The organism is Pseudoalteromonas sp. SG44-8, from assembly GCF_014164125.1.
GTDB lineage: Bacteria > Pseudomonadota > Gammaproteobacteria > Enterobacterales > Alteromonadaceae > Pseudoalteromonas > Pseudoalteromonas rhizosphaerae.
Map to the genome: position 1 here is coordinate 92,419 of NZ_JACJEQ010000010.1, position 16,032 is coordinate 108,450.

The 16,032-nt window shown below is 40.7% G+C and carries 16 protein-coding genes; 11 read left to right on the forward strand and 5 right to left on the reverse strand.

Features of this window, described 5'->3' with window-relative positions; translation table 11 throughout:
• Nucleotides 1-159 precede the first annotated feature (159 nt).
• The 4 genes from aroK to H5163_RS10440 are packed head-to-tail and all read left to right on the forward strand — an operon-like array spanning nt 160 to nt 4,019.
• Nucleotides 160-678 carry a shikimate kinase AroK gene (gene aroK / locus H5163_RS10425; protein ID WP_008466255.1) on the forward strand — a complete coding sequence of 173 codons (519 nt, stop codon included), beginning with the start codon at nt 160-162 and terminating at the stop codon, nt 676-678.
• 25 nt (nt 679-703) lie between these two features.
• Complete coding sequence (gene aroB / locus H5163_RS10430) at nt 704-1,774, forward strand: 3-dehydroquinate synthase (protein WP_182735074.1); 1,071 nt, start codon at nt 704-706, stop codon at nt 1,772-1,774.
• Nucleotides 1,774-3,114, forward strand: a complete 1,341-nt coding sequence (locus H5163_RS10435) for an AAA family ATPase (RefSeq protein ID WP_182735075.1) — start codon at nt 1,774-1,776, stop codon at nt 3,112-3,114. The genes aroB and H5163_RS10435 overlap by 1 nt, the downstream gene beginning before the upstream one ends.
• A gap of 53 nt (nt 3,115-3,167) precedes the next feature.
• A complete protein-coding gene (locus tag H5163_RS10440; RefSeq protein ID WP_149982636.1) occupies nt 3,168-4,019 on the forward strand; it encodes a Dam family site-specific DNA-(adenine-N6)-methyltransferase in 852 nt (283 codons plus the stop codon).
• Here H5163_RS10440 and H5163_RS10445 read toward each other — a convergent pair.
• The gene (locus tag H5163_RS10445) at nt 3,982-4,167 is read right to left on the reverse strand and encodes a DUF2970 domain-containing protein (RefSeq protein WP_145238545.1); all 186 of its coding nucleotides are present in this window, start codon (nt 4,165-4,167) and stop codon (nt 3,982-3,984) included. The two genes, H5163_RS10440 and H5163_RS10445, sit on opposite strands and share 38 nt — an antisense overlap.
• 4 nt (nt 4,168-4,171) lie before the next feature.
• On the reverse strand, nt 4,172-4,465 hold the full coding sequence (locus tag H5163_RS10450) for a hypothetical protein (protein ID WP_145238548.1): 294 nt from the start codon (nt 4,463-4,465) through the stop codon (nt 4,172-4,174).
• Between the two features lie 284 nt (nt 4,466-4,749).
• On the opposite strand from H5163_RS10450, the gene rpe reads away from it, so the two are divergent.
• The 5 genes from rpe to H5163_RS10475 all read left to right on the forward strand — a co-directional run bounded on the left by rpe (nt 4,750) and on the right by H5163_RS10475 (nt 8,722).
• The gene (gene rpe / locus H5163_RS10455) at nt 4,750-5,433 is read left to right on the forward strand and encodes a ribulose-phosphate 3-epimerase (protein ID WP_182735076.1); all 684 of its coding nucleotides are present in this window, start codon (nt 4,750-4,752) and stop codon (nt 5,431-5,433) included.
• On the forward strand, nt 5,433-6,098 hold the full coding sequence (locus H5163_RS10460) for an HAD-IA family hydrolase (RefSeq protein WP_182735077.1): 666 nt from the start codon (nt 5,433-5,435) through the stop codon (nt 6,096-6,098). The genes rpe and H5163_RS10460 overlap by 1 nt, the downstream gene beginning before the upstream one ends.
• Before the next feature lie 50 nt (nt 6,099-6,148).
• On the forward strand, nt 6,149-7,153 hold the full coding sequence (trpS, locus tag H5163_RS10465) for a tryptophan--tRNA ligase (protein ID WP_182735078.1): 1,005 nt from the start codon (nt 6,149-6,151) through the stop codon (nt 7,151-7,153).
• A gap of 384 nt (nt 7,154-7,537) precedes the next feature.
• Nucleotides 7,538-7,870 (forward strand): hypothetical protein, encoded by a 333-nt coding sequence (locus H5163_RS10470; RefSeq protein ID WP_259399801.1) that lies wholly within the window; start codon nt 7,538-7,540, stop codon nt 7,868-7,870.
• Nucleotides 7,871-8,275: 405 nt separating this feature from the next.
• Nucleotides 8,276-8,722: a DUF6326 family protein gene (locus H5163_RS10475; RefSeq protein WP_182735079.1), complete on the forward strand. Its 447-nt coding sequence runs from the start codon at nt 8,276-8,278 to the stop codon at nt 8,720-8,722.
• Nucleotides 8,723-8,870: 148 nt separating this feature from the next.
• Here H5163_RS10475 and H5163_RS10480 read toward each other — a convergent pair whose 3' ends face one another.
• Complete coding sequence (locus H5163_RS10480; protein ID WP_182735080.1) at nt 8,871-9,929, reverse strand: hypothetical protein; 1,059 nt, start codon at nt 9,927-9,929, stop codon at nt 8,871-8,873.
• A 30-nt stretch (nt 9,930-9,959) separates the two neighbouring features.
• A complete protein-coding gene (gene uvrA / locus H5163_RS10485) occupies nt 9,960-12,785 on the reverse strand; it encodes an excinuclease ABC subunit UvrA (protein WP_182735081.1) in 2,826 nt (941 codons plus the stop codon).
• Nucleotides 12,786-12,949: 164 nt separating this feature from the next.
• Between uvrA and H5163_RS10490 the strand changes: the two genes are divergently transcribed.
• Nucleotides 12,950-14,317 carry an MFS transporter gene (locus H5163_RS10490; RefSeq protein WP_182735082.1) on the forward strand — a complete coding sequence of 456 codons (1,368 nt, stop codon included), beginning with the start codon at nt 12,950-12,952 and terminating at the stop codon, nt 14,315-14,317.
• Nucleotides 14,318-14,337: 20 nt separating this feature from the next.
• Complete coding sequence (ssb, locus tag H5163_RS10495) at nt 14,338-15,063, forward strand: single-stranded DNA-binding protein (protein WP_182735083.1); 726 nt, start codon at nt 14,338-14,340, stop codon at nt 15,061-15,063.
• Nucleotides 15,064-15,323: 260 nt separating this feature from the next.
• Here the strand turns inward: ssb and H5163_RS10500 are convergent, their stop codons facing one another.
• Nucleotides 15,324-16,031 carry a M48 family metallopeptidase gene (locus H5163_RS10500; RefSeq protein WP_220494572.1) on the reverse strand — a complete coding sequence of 236 codons (708 nt, stop codon included), beginning with the start codon at nt 16,029-16,031 and terminating at the stop codon, nt 15,324-15,326.
• Between the last annotated feature and the right edge of the window lies 1 nt (nt 16,032).

Below are 16,032 nucleotides of genomic sequence, written 5' to 3' on the forward strand. Positions count from 1 at the left end.
TGGGCAATTATTGACTTTAATTGCTCGTTAATTGGCTTTTTGTTCTAATTGACTTGAAATACCCAATCAATTACTGAGATAATCCCCTCCTTAATTTTGGGGCCAGGTCGTTAGGCGGGGTTTTATTTCAAATTTTAGAGTTCGTTTGTACTAAAAGATATGGCTGAAAAACGTAATATATTTCTAGTTGGCCCTATGGGGGCTGGCAAAAGCACAATTGGTCGTCACATTGCAGATCAATTGCACCTTGAATTTGTCGATTCTGATCAAGAAATCGAACGCCGTACCGGTGCAGATATTGCCTGGGTGTTCGATCTTGAAGGTGAAGAAGGCTTTCGACTTCGTGAAGAATCTGTCATTGGCGATCTAACAGAAATGCAAGGTATTGTACTTGCAACTGGTGGTGGTTCTGTGATGAGTAAAGAAGTACGAAACAAGCTTTCGGCTCGTGGTATTGTTGTATACCTAGAGACACCTATCGAAAAGCAAGTTGCACGCACGCAGCGCGACAAGCGTCGCCCATTACTGCAAACAGAAGAAGCACCTCGTGATGTATTAGAGCGCTTAGCTGAAGAACGCGAACCGTTGTATAAAGAAGTAGCTGATTTTGTTGTACGCACTGATGAGCAAAGCGCTAAAGTTGTCGCTAATCAAATCATCGAGAAATTAGATTTTTAAATACCAATAAGAAAGGATACTAGCGATGCTTGAATTAACAGTTAATTTAGACGAGCGAAGTTATCCTATTTATATTGGTCAATCTGCTCTTCAACAGACTGACAGGCTGCATCATCATATTGGTGATTGTCGACCTATCATTATCACTAATGACACCATTGCACCTTTGTACTTAAGCGATGCAATGGCGTTATTAGCTGATTTAAATCCGCTAAGTTTTATTATTCCTGATGGTGAGCAATATAAATCACTGGAATGGTTTGAGAAAATTTCGGCTTTTTTGCTTGAAAACAATTGCGGCAGAGATACTTGCTTAATCGCCCTTGGTGGTGGTGTGGTCGGTGATCTGACTGGTTTTGTTGCGGCCTGCTATCAACGCGGAGTACCGTTTATTCAAGTACCCACTACCTTATTATCGCAAGTTGATTCATCAGTTGGCGGTAAAACGGCGGTTAACCATCCTTTGGGTAAAAACATGATTGGGGCTTTTTATCAGCCGCAAGCCGTGTTTATTGATACTCAATCATTGCATACACTTCCTGCTCGTGAATTTGCAGCCGGTATGGCTGAAGTTATTAAATATGGCTTAATTTACGATACAGAATTATTTACTTTTCTAGAAAACAACACCGCGCAATTACAGGCTTTGGATGAAGAAACCATTCAGCATGTGATTTTTCGTTGTTGTGAAATTAAAGCACTGATTGTCGCTCAGGATGAAAAAGAAGCAGGACTACGAGCGTTACTTAATTTAGGCCATACCTTTGCACATGCTATCGAAGCGCAAATGGGATACGGCCAATGGCTACATGGTGAAGCTGTTGCCACTGGCATGGTATTAGCAGCACAGCTAGCTCATACTCGTGGTGATTTAAGTGCACAAGAAGTTGCAAGGATCGTTACCTTAATAGCGCAATATAATTTGCCTAGTGAGATCCCTGATGTGATGACTGCTGAACATTTCCTTCATCATATGCGTAAAGATAAAAAGAATAAAAAAGGCACGATCCGTTTTATTCTTCCTACTCAGTTTGGTCAATGCGCGTTGGTTGATGATGTCTCAGATCAACAGGTCCGAGATTTAATAGGGCGCTAATGCAATCGCAAATCTTACCTAGCCGTGCGGCTTTGGTTGATCGGATTGCCCTACAGTTTGAATATGGGCAAAATTTAATTGTCTTACTGGGTCCTTCTGGACTTGGTAAAAGTTATCTTCTCGAAACCTTCATTACTGATAAATACAGTGATTTTAATAAGTCATTTGTGCAGCTAAGTGCGCGTATGAGTGATATGCAATTGATGAGTGAGTTACTGGAACAAAGCTTCCGCTCGCCGTTAATTGATCAAAACCTAAGCCTGTCAGAAAATTTCTACCAACTAGCTAAACAGCAAAACTGTGGTCCATGTTTATGGGTGTTAGATGGTGGACGGCATTTATCTGAAGAAATGGTCGAAGAGTTAACAGCGCTTACCAAGCATAGTCCTACTACTTTATATGTCTTACTGGCATCGCAATCAGTGGGGCAATTTAAAAGCGCTGTTGAAATTCATCTTGAAGCACTTTCAATAGCAGAAAGTAAACAGTTGATGAAGTGCTATTTTAATGATTTACCTTATGATGAAGACCCGGTATTTCAAACCTTTTTGCGCGAAGCACACGGTAATCCGAGTTTATTGTTAGCGTGGCAACCAACACAGCATACAGCTAAGGTTGTAGTCACTGATAAAGTATCTTGGCGAGTACATTTAATAACGCTGCTAGTGATTATTATGTTACTCATCATTGGCTTTTTATATAAATCTGATATGACCCGTTGGTGGTATGATTTTTATCAGCCACAACCTGAAACTCCAGTGGCGACGGCAATCGCAGTCGATACTTTAAAGCAAGCTGTAACAGAACCAGCGGTGACAATAGATTCCTCACAAGTAGAAGCTGCAGATGCTCAATCAGCTGATCAACAAGCTCAACCAGAGCAAGACAAGCCGCTTATTGATAATCCTACTCAGGAAAATAATGTTGCGGCAATACTCGATAGTTTAGCGCCAGTTGCAGAGCCTGTTGATATCACGACTAGCTTGGCTGAAGAACCCACTGTGGTAGAGCCTGTTCCTCAAGCGCAGCAAATTATGCCAGCAGATAATGCTTGGTATCTACAACAGCCGGATAGTAAGGTCGTGATCCAGTTACTAGCGGTAACTCAGCAAACAATCGCCGAGCAGTTTGTTGCTAAACAGTCGCTGCAAGTACTTGGTAAAGTCTATCAAACACGCCGCAACGATAAAATTTGGTGGGTGGTAACCTATGGCAGCTTTGATAACTTAAATGCTGCTCGCGAAGTGCTAGCAAGCCTACCTGAAGCGGTGCGTAAAAATCAGCCGTTTTATAAAAAAATCAGTAAAATAAAACAAGAAATCGCGTTACTAGATCAGTAAATTTACACTGTTTAGTGTAAAATCGCGGCACACCAGTTTGAAGTAAAGAGCCGATGCAGAAAAAGACCAGAGCCTTCCTTAAATGGGCTGGCGGAAAATACAGCTTAGTTGAAGATATTAGCGCGCGCTTAAATGAAGCGAGCAAACACGCTGATACCTTAGTTGAACCGTTTGTTGGTGCTGGCTCGGTATTTTTAAACACAGATTTTAAAGATTATATTCTTAATGATATTAATGCTGATCTCATTAACTTGTATAACGAATTAAAAAACTCTCCAGATGAATTCATCAGCGATGCTAAAAAGCTGTTTGTTGATTTAAACAATCAGCCTGACGCATATTATGATTATCGCGTACAGTTTAATCAAAGTAATGACATTTACGAGCGAGCGATCTTATTTTTATATATGAATCGCCACGGCTACAACGGTTTATGCCGCTATAACCTGAAAGGAATTTTTAATGTTCCGTTCGGTAAGTATAAACGTCCGTATTTTCCTGAAAAAGAAATGTACTTTTTTGCCGAAAAAGCGCAACAAGCCACGTTTACTTGTTTAGGTTATGACGATGTATTTAAATTAGTACCCGATAACGCAGTGATCTATTGCGATCCACCTTATGTTCCTTTGAGTAAAACGGCGTCGTTTACCTCTTATGCTAAGGGTGGCTTTAATTTAGATGATCAGGCGAATCTAGCTAATTTAGCTGAGCAAGCGGCATTTGAAAACAAAACACCGGTATTGATCTCGAATCATGACACTGTATGGACACGTAAAATATATAGCCAAGCAACGTTAGCTGAAATTCAAGTTAAGCGGACGATTAGTCCAAAAGGTGGTTCGCGCAATAAAGTCAATGAGTTGATGGCTATGTACTTAGCACCCAAGTCACCACGCCATAGATAGCGGTTACAAAAAATATAAATAAAATAATAGCGATGATAATAATACTGGTAGGCGAGTGTTGTTTAAAGTCAGCGTGACGCTTGTGCTCAGATTGCACACCAAAAAATGCCGCAACAACACTTTGTATAGCGCTGATCAGTTGCCGCACTTTACTAGAACCTAGGACTAAGTGAACGTGCTTTTTGTGGTTCGTCTGAGCTGGTTAATAATTCAAGTAAATCTAAATAATGAAATTGTGCACTGCGACTATCACCAGTGATCCATGACATCCAACTTGATTCTTGTTCGACCTTCATACATTGCACTGCATTATTAATTTTTAAATGGCCTGAGCTACATTCGCAATCGTTAGCTGCGATAAGTGTATTATCACTTTTTGAAAAATAGCTTAGTGTACCGATAGTTATAGCAGCCGCAGTTAAGATCCCGATTTTAAAAGCACGCATTTTACTAAGTCCATAATAGTGTTACTCACTAGAGCATACATAAAAAATGCTCAAATAACAAACTTAATTTATCCTTAACAAATATAAAAAATTAATAAAATTAAAAGGTTAAGGTAAAAATAATGTTTATATTTAGCTGTTTAAAATATAACCGTTGCAAAACTTCAAATAGAGTTAAAGCTTTAATTAGCTGGGATTCTTGGGGAATAGCTTGATTTAGGTTACATTATGGCAATTATCGGCCCTGCTATTTTGCGCATTTTTAATATCACTAAGGATTGTTTATGTTAGAAACACTACAAAAGTACCTTATCGCCCCGTCTATTTTATCTGCTGATTTTGCCCGTTTGGGCGAAGATGTTGAGCGTGTTTTAGCTTCTGGTGCAGATGTAGTTCATTTTGATGTGATGGATAATCACTATGTGCCAAACTTAACAATTGGGCCTATGGTGTGCAAAGCGCTGCGTGATTATGGTATTACGGCGCCTATTGATGTGCATTTAATGGTTAAACCGGTCGATAGTTTAATACCGCAATTTGCTGATGCTGGTGCTTCAATCATTACTTTTCATCCTGAAGCGAGTGAACATATTGATCGCACTTTGCAGCTGATCAAAGATCATGGTTGCCAAGCTGGTTTAGTCTTTAACCCTGCGACGAGTTTAAGCTATTTAGAACATGTAATTGATAAGCTTGATGTGATTTTATTAATGTCGGTTAATCCAGGTTTTGGCGGTCAAAGTTTTATTCCTCATACTTTGGAAAAACTACGCCAAGCACGGAAAATAATTGATGATTCAGGTCGTGCTATTCGTTTAGAAGTAGATGGTGGTATTAAAGTCGATAATATTGCGGCGGCGGCTCAAGCCGGAGCTGACATGTTTGTTGCCGGCTCTGCTATTTTTAATCAGCCAGATTACCAACAAGTAATTGAACAAATGCGTGCCCAGTTAGAGGATGTAAAATAATGAAGTATGAAGCCGCTTTATTTGATCTTGATGGTACTTTAGTTGATAGTGTTTATGATTTATATATAGCGATGAATCTGACTTTATCTGATTTAGCTTTTCCAATTGTAAGTCAGGGGTTGGTACAAAGCTGGGTTGGTAACGGCATTGAAATGCTGGTTAAGCGAGGCCTCAGTGGCGACATGAAAGTCAGTGAACACCTAGATCCAGCATTAGCAGATAAAGCAATTGCGCTTTTTTATGGTCATTATGAGCAACAAGTAGGTGAATACAGTGTGCTTTATCAACACGTAGAAACAGGTCTTGCGGCGTTACGTGGTATACCAAAAGCGTTGATCACTAACAAAGCCCGCTGCTTTACTGAAAAGCTACTTGATAAGCTCGCTTTAAGCAGTCATTTTGAAGTGATAGTGTGTGGTGATGACATGGCCAAAAAGCCTTCACCAGAGCCTCTTTTATTTGCTTGTCAGCAATTAAATGTACCAGTGAGTCAAGCAATTATGATTGGTGACTCAAAAAGTGATATCTTAGCGGCGCAAGCGGCACATATAGACGTACTTGCCGTTAATTATGGTTATAACCAAGGTGAAAATCTTGCTGATTTGAATCCACAGTACCTCTGTGAGAATTTCTTAGATATAATACCTGTTCTTACCCAGCGTTAAGCGATTTTTTAATTTTAGCATTTTTTATTTTTGTAATATAAAGGAACATCATGAGTAAACCAGTAGTGTTAAGTGGCATGCAGCCAACCGGTGGAATGACAATAGGCAACTATGTTGGCGCTATTAACCAGTGGGTAAAGCTACAGGAAGAGTATGATAGCCACTTTATGTTAGCTGATTTGCACGCGATTACGTTACGCCAAGATCCAGAGCTTTTAAAAACCCGTGTATTAGATGGTATAGCTTTGTATGTTGCATGTGGTATTGATCCAGATAAAGCTGCTTTATTTGTGCAGTCGCAAGTGCCTGAACATGCACAGCTAGGTTGGGTATTAAATTGTTATGCGCAAATGGGCGAGCTTAACCGCATGACCCAGTTCAAAGATAAGTCAGCAAAGAACACCAGCAACGTAAACGTTGGTTTGTTTGCTTATCCGGTATTACAAGCAGCTGATATTTTACTTTATCAAGCGGCGCAAGTACCAGTAGGTGATGATCAAAAGCAGCACCTTGAACTAACACGCGATATCGCAACGCGCTTTAATAACTTATATGGTGAAGTTTTCACGATCCCAGAACCTTACATTCCAGAGTTTGGTGCGCGCGTAATGAGCCTGCAAGATCCACTGAAAAAAATGTCTAAATCAGATGAAAACCCAAATGGTTTTATCATGATGTTAGACGAACCAAAAAAGATCGAGAAAAAGCTTAAAAAAGCAGTAACCGATTCAGACGAGCAAGCGCGTATTTATTTTGATCGCACTGAAAAACCAGGCGTATCAAACTTACTAACACTTATGTCTGTTGCAACCAAGCGCTCAATTGAAGAGTTAGTGCCTGAATACGAAGACAAAATGTATGGTCATCTGAAAAAAGACACCGCTGACGCAGTAGTAAGCATGATCGAGCCAATCCAAGCGCGCTTTAAAGAGATCCGTGAAGATCAAGCATTGCTCAACAACATCATGAAAACCGGTGCTGAAAAAGCCAGCGCACGTGCAGAAGTGACCTTAAAGTCTGTTTACAACGCGTTAGGATTTATTCCACGTCCGTAACGCTTGCTAATAACTAATCATATAAAGCCAGATGGTTCCAACTACAACGTAATATCTGGCTTTTTTGTAACTGCTATATACCGATTACAGCTCAATGAAGAGCGTAGGCAATCAATTTTTTGTTGTTTTAATGCTCTAAATTCTGTTCAATAGAAAAGTAATAGATATTGAGCAGTGCAGGGGCTGCTTAGATACAACAAGCACACAATTACATTTGTTTGATTTAGTTTATACTAAAAAGACTTTCCATAAATTTAAAACCCTTAGCATAAACGACAGCAACTCTGACAGATCGAGCATGTAGCGCCTCAGTCTACGAGCGACACTAAAATATAAACTGCGTGTTGCATAAAAACTAAAATGTTATATTTAAGGATAAAAAAATTGGGTCTTGGCGGGTGGGATGATGCAATACTAAAAAGCCTCTTATATGTGGGACTAGGTATTGCTATTTACGCTTTATTTAATAGTTTTACATCATTATCAGAGAACGATACTTTAGGCTTTGTTGTTACGTTATTGCTATACATCGGTGTGTATTTGCTTATTTCTATTGTTGGATGGTTAGTAATTGGATTCCCTCTCCATTTTGTAATCAGCAAATATACTAATGGTTCTTATTTATACTACGCTGCTTTGCCAAGTGTATTTGTTATACCGTGCTTGTTTTATAAAGGTTCGTTGTTGTTTGGTCTCGCAGCATTATTTCAGCTTTAATATTTCGTTTTTTCGTTTACAAAAAAGCCTAATCAGATAGCCGGAGGTCACTAAACTCCAGAGTCTACATCATCCATCAAGCACTTTTATTATATAGAAGTGGTATAGGCGGTTCATCTTCCGTAATAAATATTTATCCAAATATTTTTCAGTAACGTTAAACCTCGTGAAGCTAAATAGTCATTACCTAGTACAGCGTTAATTCCTTCTAACCTCAAAAAAGATACAAAAACAACCTGTATCGTCATCTAAAACCCCAAATAATATTAATGACGACCAAATTAGAAAATCACTAAAAATTGAATCAAAATAGGAACTCGACTATGGTTGATACATCAATAAAAATAAATTTAAAATGAGTAAATTAACAGGATCGTTATATATTACTCAGAAAACGGAGTTCAAATGAGTTCGACTAATAATTCAAATAGTGTTTTTCAAGATTTCCCAATAAACGTAAAACTAATAATATCCTCGCTTTGGGTGGCTGTTATGTTTTGCTATGTATATGGTGATTATATTGAAATTTATGTTCCTGGAGTTTTAGCTAATGCGATGGAAGTAACATCAGCGAAAGAAGGGATTCAATTAGAGTTCTTTGCCGTAGCTCTACTTATGTCTGTTCCAAGTGTAATGATATTTCTTACCCTAGTGTTAAAACCGAGTATAAATCGCTGGTTAAATATAATCATGCCTGCTTTATACGTCGTCCTTCTTATTGCGGTAAACTTAGAAACTACATGGGGTTTCTATTTATATCTAACGGCTATTGAAATATTACTTTCAATTTCTACTGTTTGGTATGCGTGGAACTGGCCTAAAACCGAACAGTGTGCTGTAGGTAATGCATAAACGGATAGCCGGAGATCTCTAATCTCCAGCTCCATACCACCCATCAAGCGCTTTTTTATTAACGGGGAGTGCAATGGGCGGTTTACCTCCCGCGATGGGGATTACCGTTTTACTTTAATTCGCTGGTTTTAGTATTTTCCGTAGCCAGCTATGGCGCTTTAATGCCCGGCGATTGGCAGGCTTTTACCGTAAAGCTGTAACCGTAAGGTTTGCTGTTATCTGGTGCAATTTCAACAATTTCGTAGTCGTTAATCTCAATCGCTTTACTGTCGTCAGATTTTTTGCAATGGGAGTATTGGTCTGCTTCGTAGGTGTAAGCAAACATAGCAATTAACCGTTTGCTGCGTTCAAAGTAACCTTTGGTGTTAAAGAATAATCGTACGGATTGAGTGGTTTCATCTTCTTCCGTCGGAGTTACTGGCAGTGTGGGAGGTGTTTGGGTAATATTTTCACTTGGTAGTTGCCCATGTATTTTTTGGCTGAGCTCTTCTACAACTTCAACTTCTTGTTGCTCTGTTAGTGCTCGACTTGAGAGCTGCTTGCTGCTGACGAAGTTGCTTACTATGTCATCAAAAACGGCACCGGTATCTTTGTCATCAACAAAAGACATTAGATTGATTATTACAATCGTTGATAAAAAAAACCGTATAGAAGCTGTAAGTAAAGGTGAATAGCTTTGGCTAATAAACTTTACCCGCTGTGAACCAAACGGTTTGATGATTAAGAGCATAAAAATATAGAACGGCAATATCAATTGTAATAATAGTAATGTCGATAGAGAGATGCCCAACGCCCAGGGTGGTAAATAAAGTAGCGTGGCAAAATTGTGGGTGTAATTAAAATGTGTTGCTGAAACATGAGTTACATTATTTACAATGCCACTGGCATTGGCCAGTACAAAGTTGGCGATACTGGCATAGAAAATAAGTATAAGTGCTTTGCCAGCAAGTGAATGCCAGAGCTTATTGAACTTTGGCCAAAACTCAATAGTAAGCGCTACGATAGTGATACTGGCGCATAGCCAACCACTTTGAAAGATGATTAGGCAGATTAACGCCAATAAGTAGAGCTTTTGCCCGGTGTTAAGATTAAACCAAATAGCTTTACCTTGCTCATAAAAGCGCAGTTTATGAGGTTGCAAATTTTGCTGTTGTTGCCTCAGCTGTTTGTTTGCACGCCATCTGGCAATTTTTATGTATCTTAACACCGGCCAACCTTAGTACATAAAGCGAAACCCCTATTTTGATAATAGGGGTTTCAAATAGTGGCCAGTATGTGAACGCTCACATTCGGCTACTTCATCCGGCGTGCCTGCAATGAGGATCTCACCGCCGCCAGCACCACCTTCGGGACCTAGATCAATGATCCAATCGGCTGTTTTTATTACATCAAGATTATGCTCAATAACCACAATCGTATTACCGTGGTCACGCAGGCGATGCAATACTACTAATAATTGTTCAATATCAGCAAAGTGCAAGCCTGTGGTTGGTTCATCTAAAATGTATAAGGTTTTACCTGTGTCACGTTTAGATAACTCGCGGGCGAGTTTAACCCGTTGAGCTTCACCACCAGAGAGCGTTGTCGCGGCTTGGCCTAAGCGAATATAAGACAAGCCCACATCCATTAAGGTTTTTAGTTTACGCGCAATGGCGGGTATTTTATCAAAATAGTCGTGTGCGTCTTCCACCGTCATTTCTAATACTTGATGGATGTTTTTGCCTTTATACTGCACTTCTAACGTTTCACGGTTATAACGTTGCCCTTTACAGACATCACATGGCACATATACATCAGGTAAAAAGTGCATTTCGACTTTGATCACGCCATCGCCTTGGCAAGCTTCACAGCGGCCACCTTTTACATTAAAGCTAAAGCGACCGACTTTGTAACCACGAGAGCGAGATTCTTGCGTGCCCACAAACAGTTCACGAATGCCAGTAAAAATACCGGTATATGTGGCTGGGTTTGAGCGTGGGGTACGGCCAATCGGGCTTTGGTCAATGTCGATAACTTTATCAAAATGCTCAAGGCCACTAATTGATTTGTACGGTGCGGCTTCGGCGGTGGTTGCTCCGTTTAGTTCGGTATGAGCAAGTTTAAATAAGGTGTCGTTGATAAGTGTTGACTTACCAGAGCCTGATACGCCAGTAATACAGGTCATTAAACCAAAAGGTATTTTTAAATCGACATTTTTTAAGTTATTACCGCTAGCGCCAAACAGCTCTAACCACTTATCGTTGATTTTATGACGCTCTTTGGGAACTTCAATTTTGCGTCGGCCAGATAAAAATTGCCCTGTTACTGACTCTTCGCTAGCTAAAATGTCATCGCGAGTACCTTGGGCAATGATATAACCGCCATGCACACCAGCTCCAGGACCAATATCAATAATATGATCGGCGGCACGTATGGCATCTTCGTCATGCTCTACCACAATCACGGTATTACCTAAGTCGCGTAGATGGATTAGCGTTTGCAGTAAACGGTCATTATCACGTTGATGCAAACCAATCGATGGTTCATCAAGTACATACATTACGCCTACTAAGCCTGCGCCAATTTGGCTGGCTAAGCGAATACGTTGAGCCTCACCGCCAGATAAAGTATCAGCACTGCGCTCTAAAGAGAGATAATTTAGCCCTACGTTGATCAAAAACGATAAACGGTCGCGAATTTCTTTTAAGATTTTCTCAGCTATCTGGCCTTTTTGGCCCGTTAAGCTTAGTTGCTCAAAAAAGCTCATCGCTTCACCAATACTCATACTGGTAATAGCGGGTAAGTTAGTCTGACCGATAAATACACTGCGCGCTTCTTGGCGAAGGCGCGACCCTTTACAACTTGGGCAAGCTTGGCTGGTTTGATATTTAGCCAGCTCTTCGCGCACGGAATTTGATTCTGTTTCACGATAGCGGCGGTTCATGTTATTTAACACGCCTTCAAACTCATGGTTACGAGTGATCAGATCGCCACGGTCGTTGCGGTAGTTAAAAGCAATTTTTGTATCGCCAGAACCGTCTAAAATGATTTTTTTAGCATCTTTAGATAGTTCCTGAAATGGCATTTCTAAATCAAATTTATAGTGCTCAGCAACGGCTTGTAGCATCTGGAAATAGTAAAAACTGCGTTTATCCCAGCCTTTTATGGCACCGCCAGATAAACTAAGCTCTGGGTTTTGAATCACTCGATTTGGGTCGAAATACTGACGAACCCCTAAACCATCACAACTTTGGCATGCGCCTGCCGGATTATTAAATGAGAATAACCGAGGTTCAAGTTCGGTCATGGCGTAGCCACATGTTGGGCAAGCGAAGTTGGCGGAGAGCAGCAGCTCTTCGGCGTTTGCGTCATCCATCGATGCAATAGTTGCTACACCGGCTGACAGCTCTAACGCGGTTTCAAACGATTCTGCTAAACGCTGTTGTAAGCCATCTTTCACTTTAAAACGATCGACCACGACTTCAATAGTGTGTTTTTTATGTAGTTCTAAAGTCGGTGGATCAGAAAGGTCGCATACTTCCCCGTCAATACGGGCGCGAATATAACCTTGGCTGGCTAGTTGCTCTAACAACTTAACGTGCTCACCTTTGCGCTCTTTCACAACAGGGGCTAGCAACATCAGCTTGCTGCCCTCTGGGAACGCCAGCACAGTGTCGACCATTTGGCTAACAGTTTGTGCAGCGAGTGGCAAATCGTGAGTAGGGCAACGCGGTTCACCGACACGGGCAAACATTAAGCGCAGGTAATCATATATTTCGGTAATGGTGCCAACGGTGGAGCGGGGATTATGTGACGTTGATTTTTGTTCAATTGAAATTGCCGGCGACAACCCTTCAATATGATCAACATCCGGTTTTTCCATTAAAGATAAAAATTGTCTGGCATAGGCCGATAAAGATTCTACATACCGACGCTGCCCTTCTGCATATAAGGTATCAAATGCTAAAGACGATTTACCCGAACCAGATAGACCGGTGATAACAATTAATTTATCACGGGGAATGGTTAGGCTGATGTCTTTTAAATTGTGCGTGCGGGCGCCTCGGACTTCAATGTTTTCCATGCTATCTCGTTTCATTACCAAATTGATTTACTGAGTATCTCATAATACGTGCGAAGATTAATCCTTGATCAATGAAAAATCATCGCATTGGGACGATTATTTCTCTGTAAGCTTGTGGTAGAATCCCTGCTCAAATTTTAATAGACAGCAAGAACACGCGAATCATGACAGCTTCTTCACTCAATTCACGAGAAAAACGCGCCGCAGTTTCCTTAGCGAGTGTGTTTGCATTTCGTATGCTTGGCCTATTTATGTTGATGCCAGTATTGGCGATTTATGGGCAAGAATTATCAGGATTTTCACCGATATGGATTGGTTTTGCGATTGGCGCCTATGGTTTAACACAAGCTGTGTTACAAATTCCCATGGGTTGGTTATCGGATAAAATTGGCCGTAAAAAAGTCATTGTTGGCGGTTTAACTGTTTTTGCCATCGGTTCGGTGATTGCTGCCACGGCTGATTCAATGCAAATGGTCACGTTAGGGCGAGCATTACAAGGGATGGGCGCAATTGCCAGCTCGTTATTAGCTTTTGCTTCTGATTTGAGCCGCGATGAGCAACGACCAAAAGTGATGGCCGTGATTGGTATGAGCATAGGCATGAGCTTTGCTATTGCTATGTTACTTGGTCCAATGGTTGCCGCAGCGTGGGGTCTTGCTGGAGTGTTCTGGTTAACTGCTATTTTGGCTGTTGCGGGTATTTTTATTGTGTTGTTTTTGGTCCCCAAAGCGGTTAGTAAAGCCCCCAAAGGCGATACCTTAGCAAGCGTTAGCGATATAAAAAAACTCATTAAGCACCCGCAATTAGCGCGTTTAGATTTAGGGGTGATGCTATTACATTTGACCTTGACGACGATTTTTGTCGCCTTACCAGGGCAGTTAATTGCCAAAGGTTTAGCAGCACAAGCGCATTGGCAAGTATATATTCCCGTTTTATTACTGGCATTTTTATTAATGGCGCCAGTGATGATCATTGCGATCCGCAAAGAAAAAGAGAAACAGGCATTTGTTGGCTCTATCGCAGTGCTCGCTCTAAGTATGTTGGCAATGGCAATTGGTGTTGACTCAATCATCGGCATGGCGATGTGTATGCTGGCGTATTTTGTTGCCTTTAACTTTTTAGAAGCGACAATGCCGGCATTGGTATCGCGCTTAGCACCTGCTAGCCAAAAAGGCTCGGCGATGGGAGTGTTTTCGTCAGGACAATTTTTTGGTGCATTTTTAGGTGGTATTTTAGGCGGTTACGTTGCGCAATCAACAACGCCGCAAGCAGTGTTTGCCGCAGCCGCAGTTGTTGGGGTAATATGGCTTATCCTTGCGTGGAATATGCAAGTCCCGCCACGCAGTAAAATGATAAGCTTAATGACAAAATTAAGTAACGAGCAGCAAGCGCAAACCCTTGCTTCTCGTTTAGTTGCTTTACCAGGCGTAATTGAAGCAACAGTAGTCTGTGATGAAAATCGCAGTTATTTAAAGATTGATGATAAAGAATTTGACCTAGACCAAGCCCGCAAAGTGGCTGGTTTAATATAACGTTTATAGGAGAAAGGTCCATGGCACGCGGTGTGAACAAAGTAATCTTGGTTGGTAATTTAGGTCAAGATCCAGAAGTACGTTATATGCCTAACGGCAATGGTGTAGCGAATATTACTCTAGCTACGTCAGATAGCTATAAAGACAAAAACACCGGTCAAATGGTTGATAAAACAGAATGGCACCGTGTTGTTTTTTTTGGCAAGTTAGCTGAAATTGTTGGTGAATATTGCCGTAAAGGTTCACAAATTTACGTTGAAGGCAAACTTCAAACCCGTAAATGGACTGACCAACAAGGCCAAGAGAAATTCACCACTGAAATCGTAGTGGATGGTTTCACTGGTCAAATGCAAATGTTAGGTGCCCGTGGTGGCGACCAACAAAGTGGCGGTTACCAAGGTGGCCAACAGCAAAGCCACGGTGGTCAATCTCAAGGTGGTTACGGCCAACAACAGAGTGCACCGCAGCAAAGCGCACCACAACAAGGTGGTGGGTATGCTCAGCAGCAAAGTGCACCACAGCAAAGCGGTGGGTATGCACCAGCGCCACAACAAGCGCCAGCAGCTCGTCAGCAACCAGCGGCAGCACCACAGCAAAGTAATCAATACCAAGGTGGCGGCTATGCTCCACAAGGTGGTGGACAAGCGCAAGGTGGTTTTGCACCTAAGCCACAAAGTGCTCCGCAAGGCGGCGCATCAAATCCAATGGAACCACCTATCGATTTTGATGACGATATCCCGTTCTGACGAATACATAAATCATATATGTTGATTTAAAAACTTAAAGCTCTGTTTATTCAGAGCTTTTTTGTTTTATTGCCAAATTTTATGTTTATAAAAACAATCTAGGAATCATACATAAATTTTTGTAGATATTAAGGCTGATATAATGGTTTTTTAGTGAGAGAGTAAATGGAGCAAAACTCCACTAAACAGTTTTTTAATTTGATGTGAGGCTCTAAATATTATTATGCTTGAATAAAAATGAAGAGCCTAATTTCTATGCATCAAAGCTCTAACCTTGCACCATTGTGCTTCAACCATTCTTTACACTCTAAATAATCAGGCATAAACCGTTCTACTTCGCGCCAAAACTTTGGAGAGTGGTCATGGTGTATTAAATGGCAAAGCTCATGAACTACTACGTAGTCTACAATGCGGTTAGGGGCCATTATTACCTTCCAATTAAAGGTAATATCACCTTCAGCAGTACAGCTACCCCAGCGACTTTTATAATTCTTTATACCCACCGAGTTATATTTAACATTCATTATGTCGGCGTAGCGTTTAACTTTTTCGTTAAACTTAATCTCAGCATGCTTCTCGTACCAAGCAAGTAATGACTCTTTAATTAAATCTTCGTTATTAGCACCAGCAAATAAGGTCACACTAAAACGGCCATTAATCAATTTAGCTGGTTTGTAATATCCTTGATTTACTTTTAATCGATAATTACGTCCAAGGTATGAAAAACACTCGCCAGAAACAAACTCTTTATTGCTCGTAGGCTGAGCTTCATAGTGAAGGGCTATTTTATCTTTTATCCACTGTCTTTTATTATCAAGTAGTTTAATTATTCTTTCATTGTCTAAAGCATGAGGTACAACAACACACACTTCACCACTTTCGATAGTTATAGAAGCAGTCTTAATGCGGCTAGTTCGTTTTATGAGAGCAGTAAACCCATTACTTTCTATATACTCTGATTCATTCATT

Excerpts from the sequence above, each read along its gene's own strand:
- aroK (WP_008466255.1), top strand. The coding sequence starts at position 160 with ATGGCTGAAAAACGTAATATATTTCTAGTTGGCCCTATGGGGGCTGGC.
- aroB (WP_182735074.1), top strand. The coding sequence starts at position 704 with ATGCTTGAATTAACAGTTAATTTAGACGAGCGAAGTTATCCTATTTAT.
- H5163_RS10435 (WP_182735075.1), top strand. The coding sequence starts at position 1,774 with ATGCAATCGCAAATCTTACCTAGCCGTGCGGCTTTGGTTGATCGGATT.
- H5163_RS10440 (WP_149982636.1), top strand. The coding sequence starts at position 3,168 with ATGCAGAAAAAGACCAGAGCCTTCCTTAAATGGGCTGGCGGAAAATAC.
- H5163_RS10450 (WP_145238548.1), bottom strand. The coding sequence starts at position 4,465 with ATGCGTGCTTTTAAAATCGGGATCTTAACTGCGGCTGCTATAACTATC.
- rpe (WP_182735076.1), top strand. The coding sequence starts at position 4,750 with ATGTTAGAAACACTACAAAAGTACCTTATCGCCCCGTCTATTTTATCT.
- H5163_RS10460 (WP_182735077.1), top strand. The coding sequence starts at position 5,433 with ATGAAGTATGAAGCCGCTTTATTTGATCTTGATGGTACTTTAGTTGAT.
- trpS (WP_182735078.1), top strand. The coding sequence starts at position 6,149 with ATGAGTAAACCAGTAGTGTTAAGTGGCATGCAGCCAACCGGTGGAATG.
- H5163_RS10475 (WP_182735079.1), top strand. The coding sequence starts at position 8,276 with ATGAGTTCGACTAATAATTCAAATAGTGTTTTTCAAGATTTCCCAATA.
- uvrA (WP_182735081.1), bottom strand. The coding sequence starts at position 12,785 with ATGGAAAACATTGAAGTCCGAGGCGCCCGCACGCACAATTTAAAAGAC.
- H5163_RS10490 (WP_182735082.1), top strand. The coding sequence starts at position 12,950 with ATGACAGCTTCTTCACTCAATTCACGAGAAAAACGCGCCGCAGTTTCC.
- ssb (WP_182735083.1), top strand. The coding sequence starts at position 14,338 with ATGGCACGCGGTGTGAACAAAGTAATCTTGGTTGGTAATTTAGGTCAA.
- H5163_RS10500 (WP_220494572.1), bottom strand. The coding sequence starts at position 16,031 with ATGAATGAATCAGAGTATATAGAAAGTAATGGGTTTACTGCTCTCATA.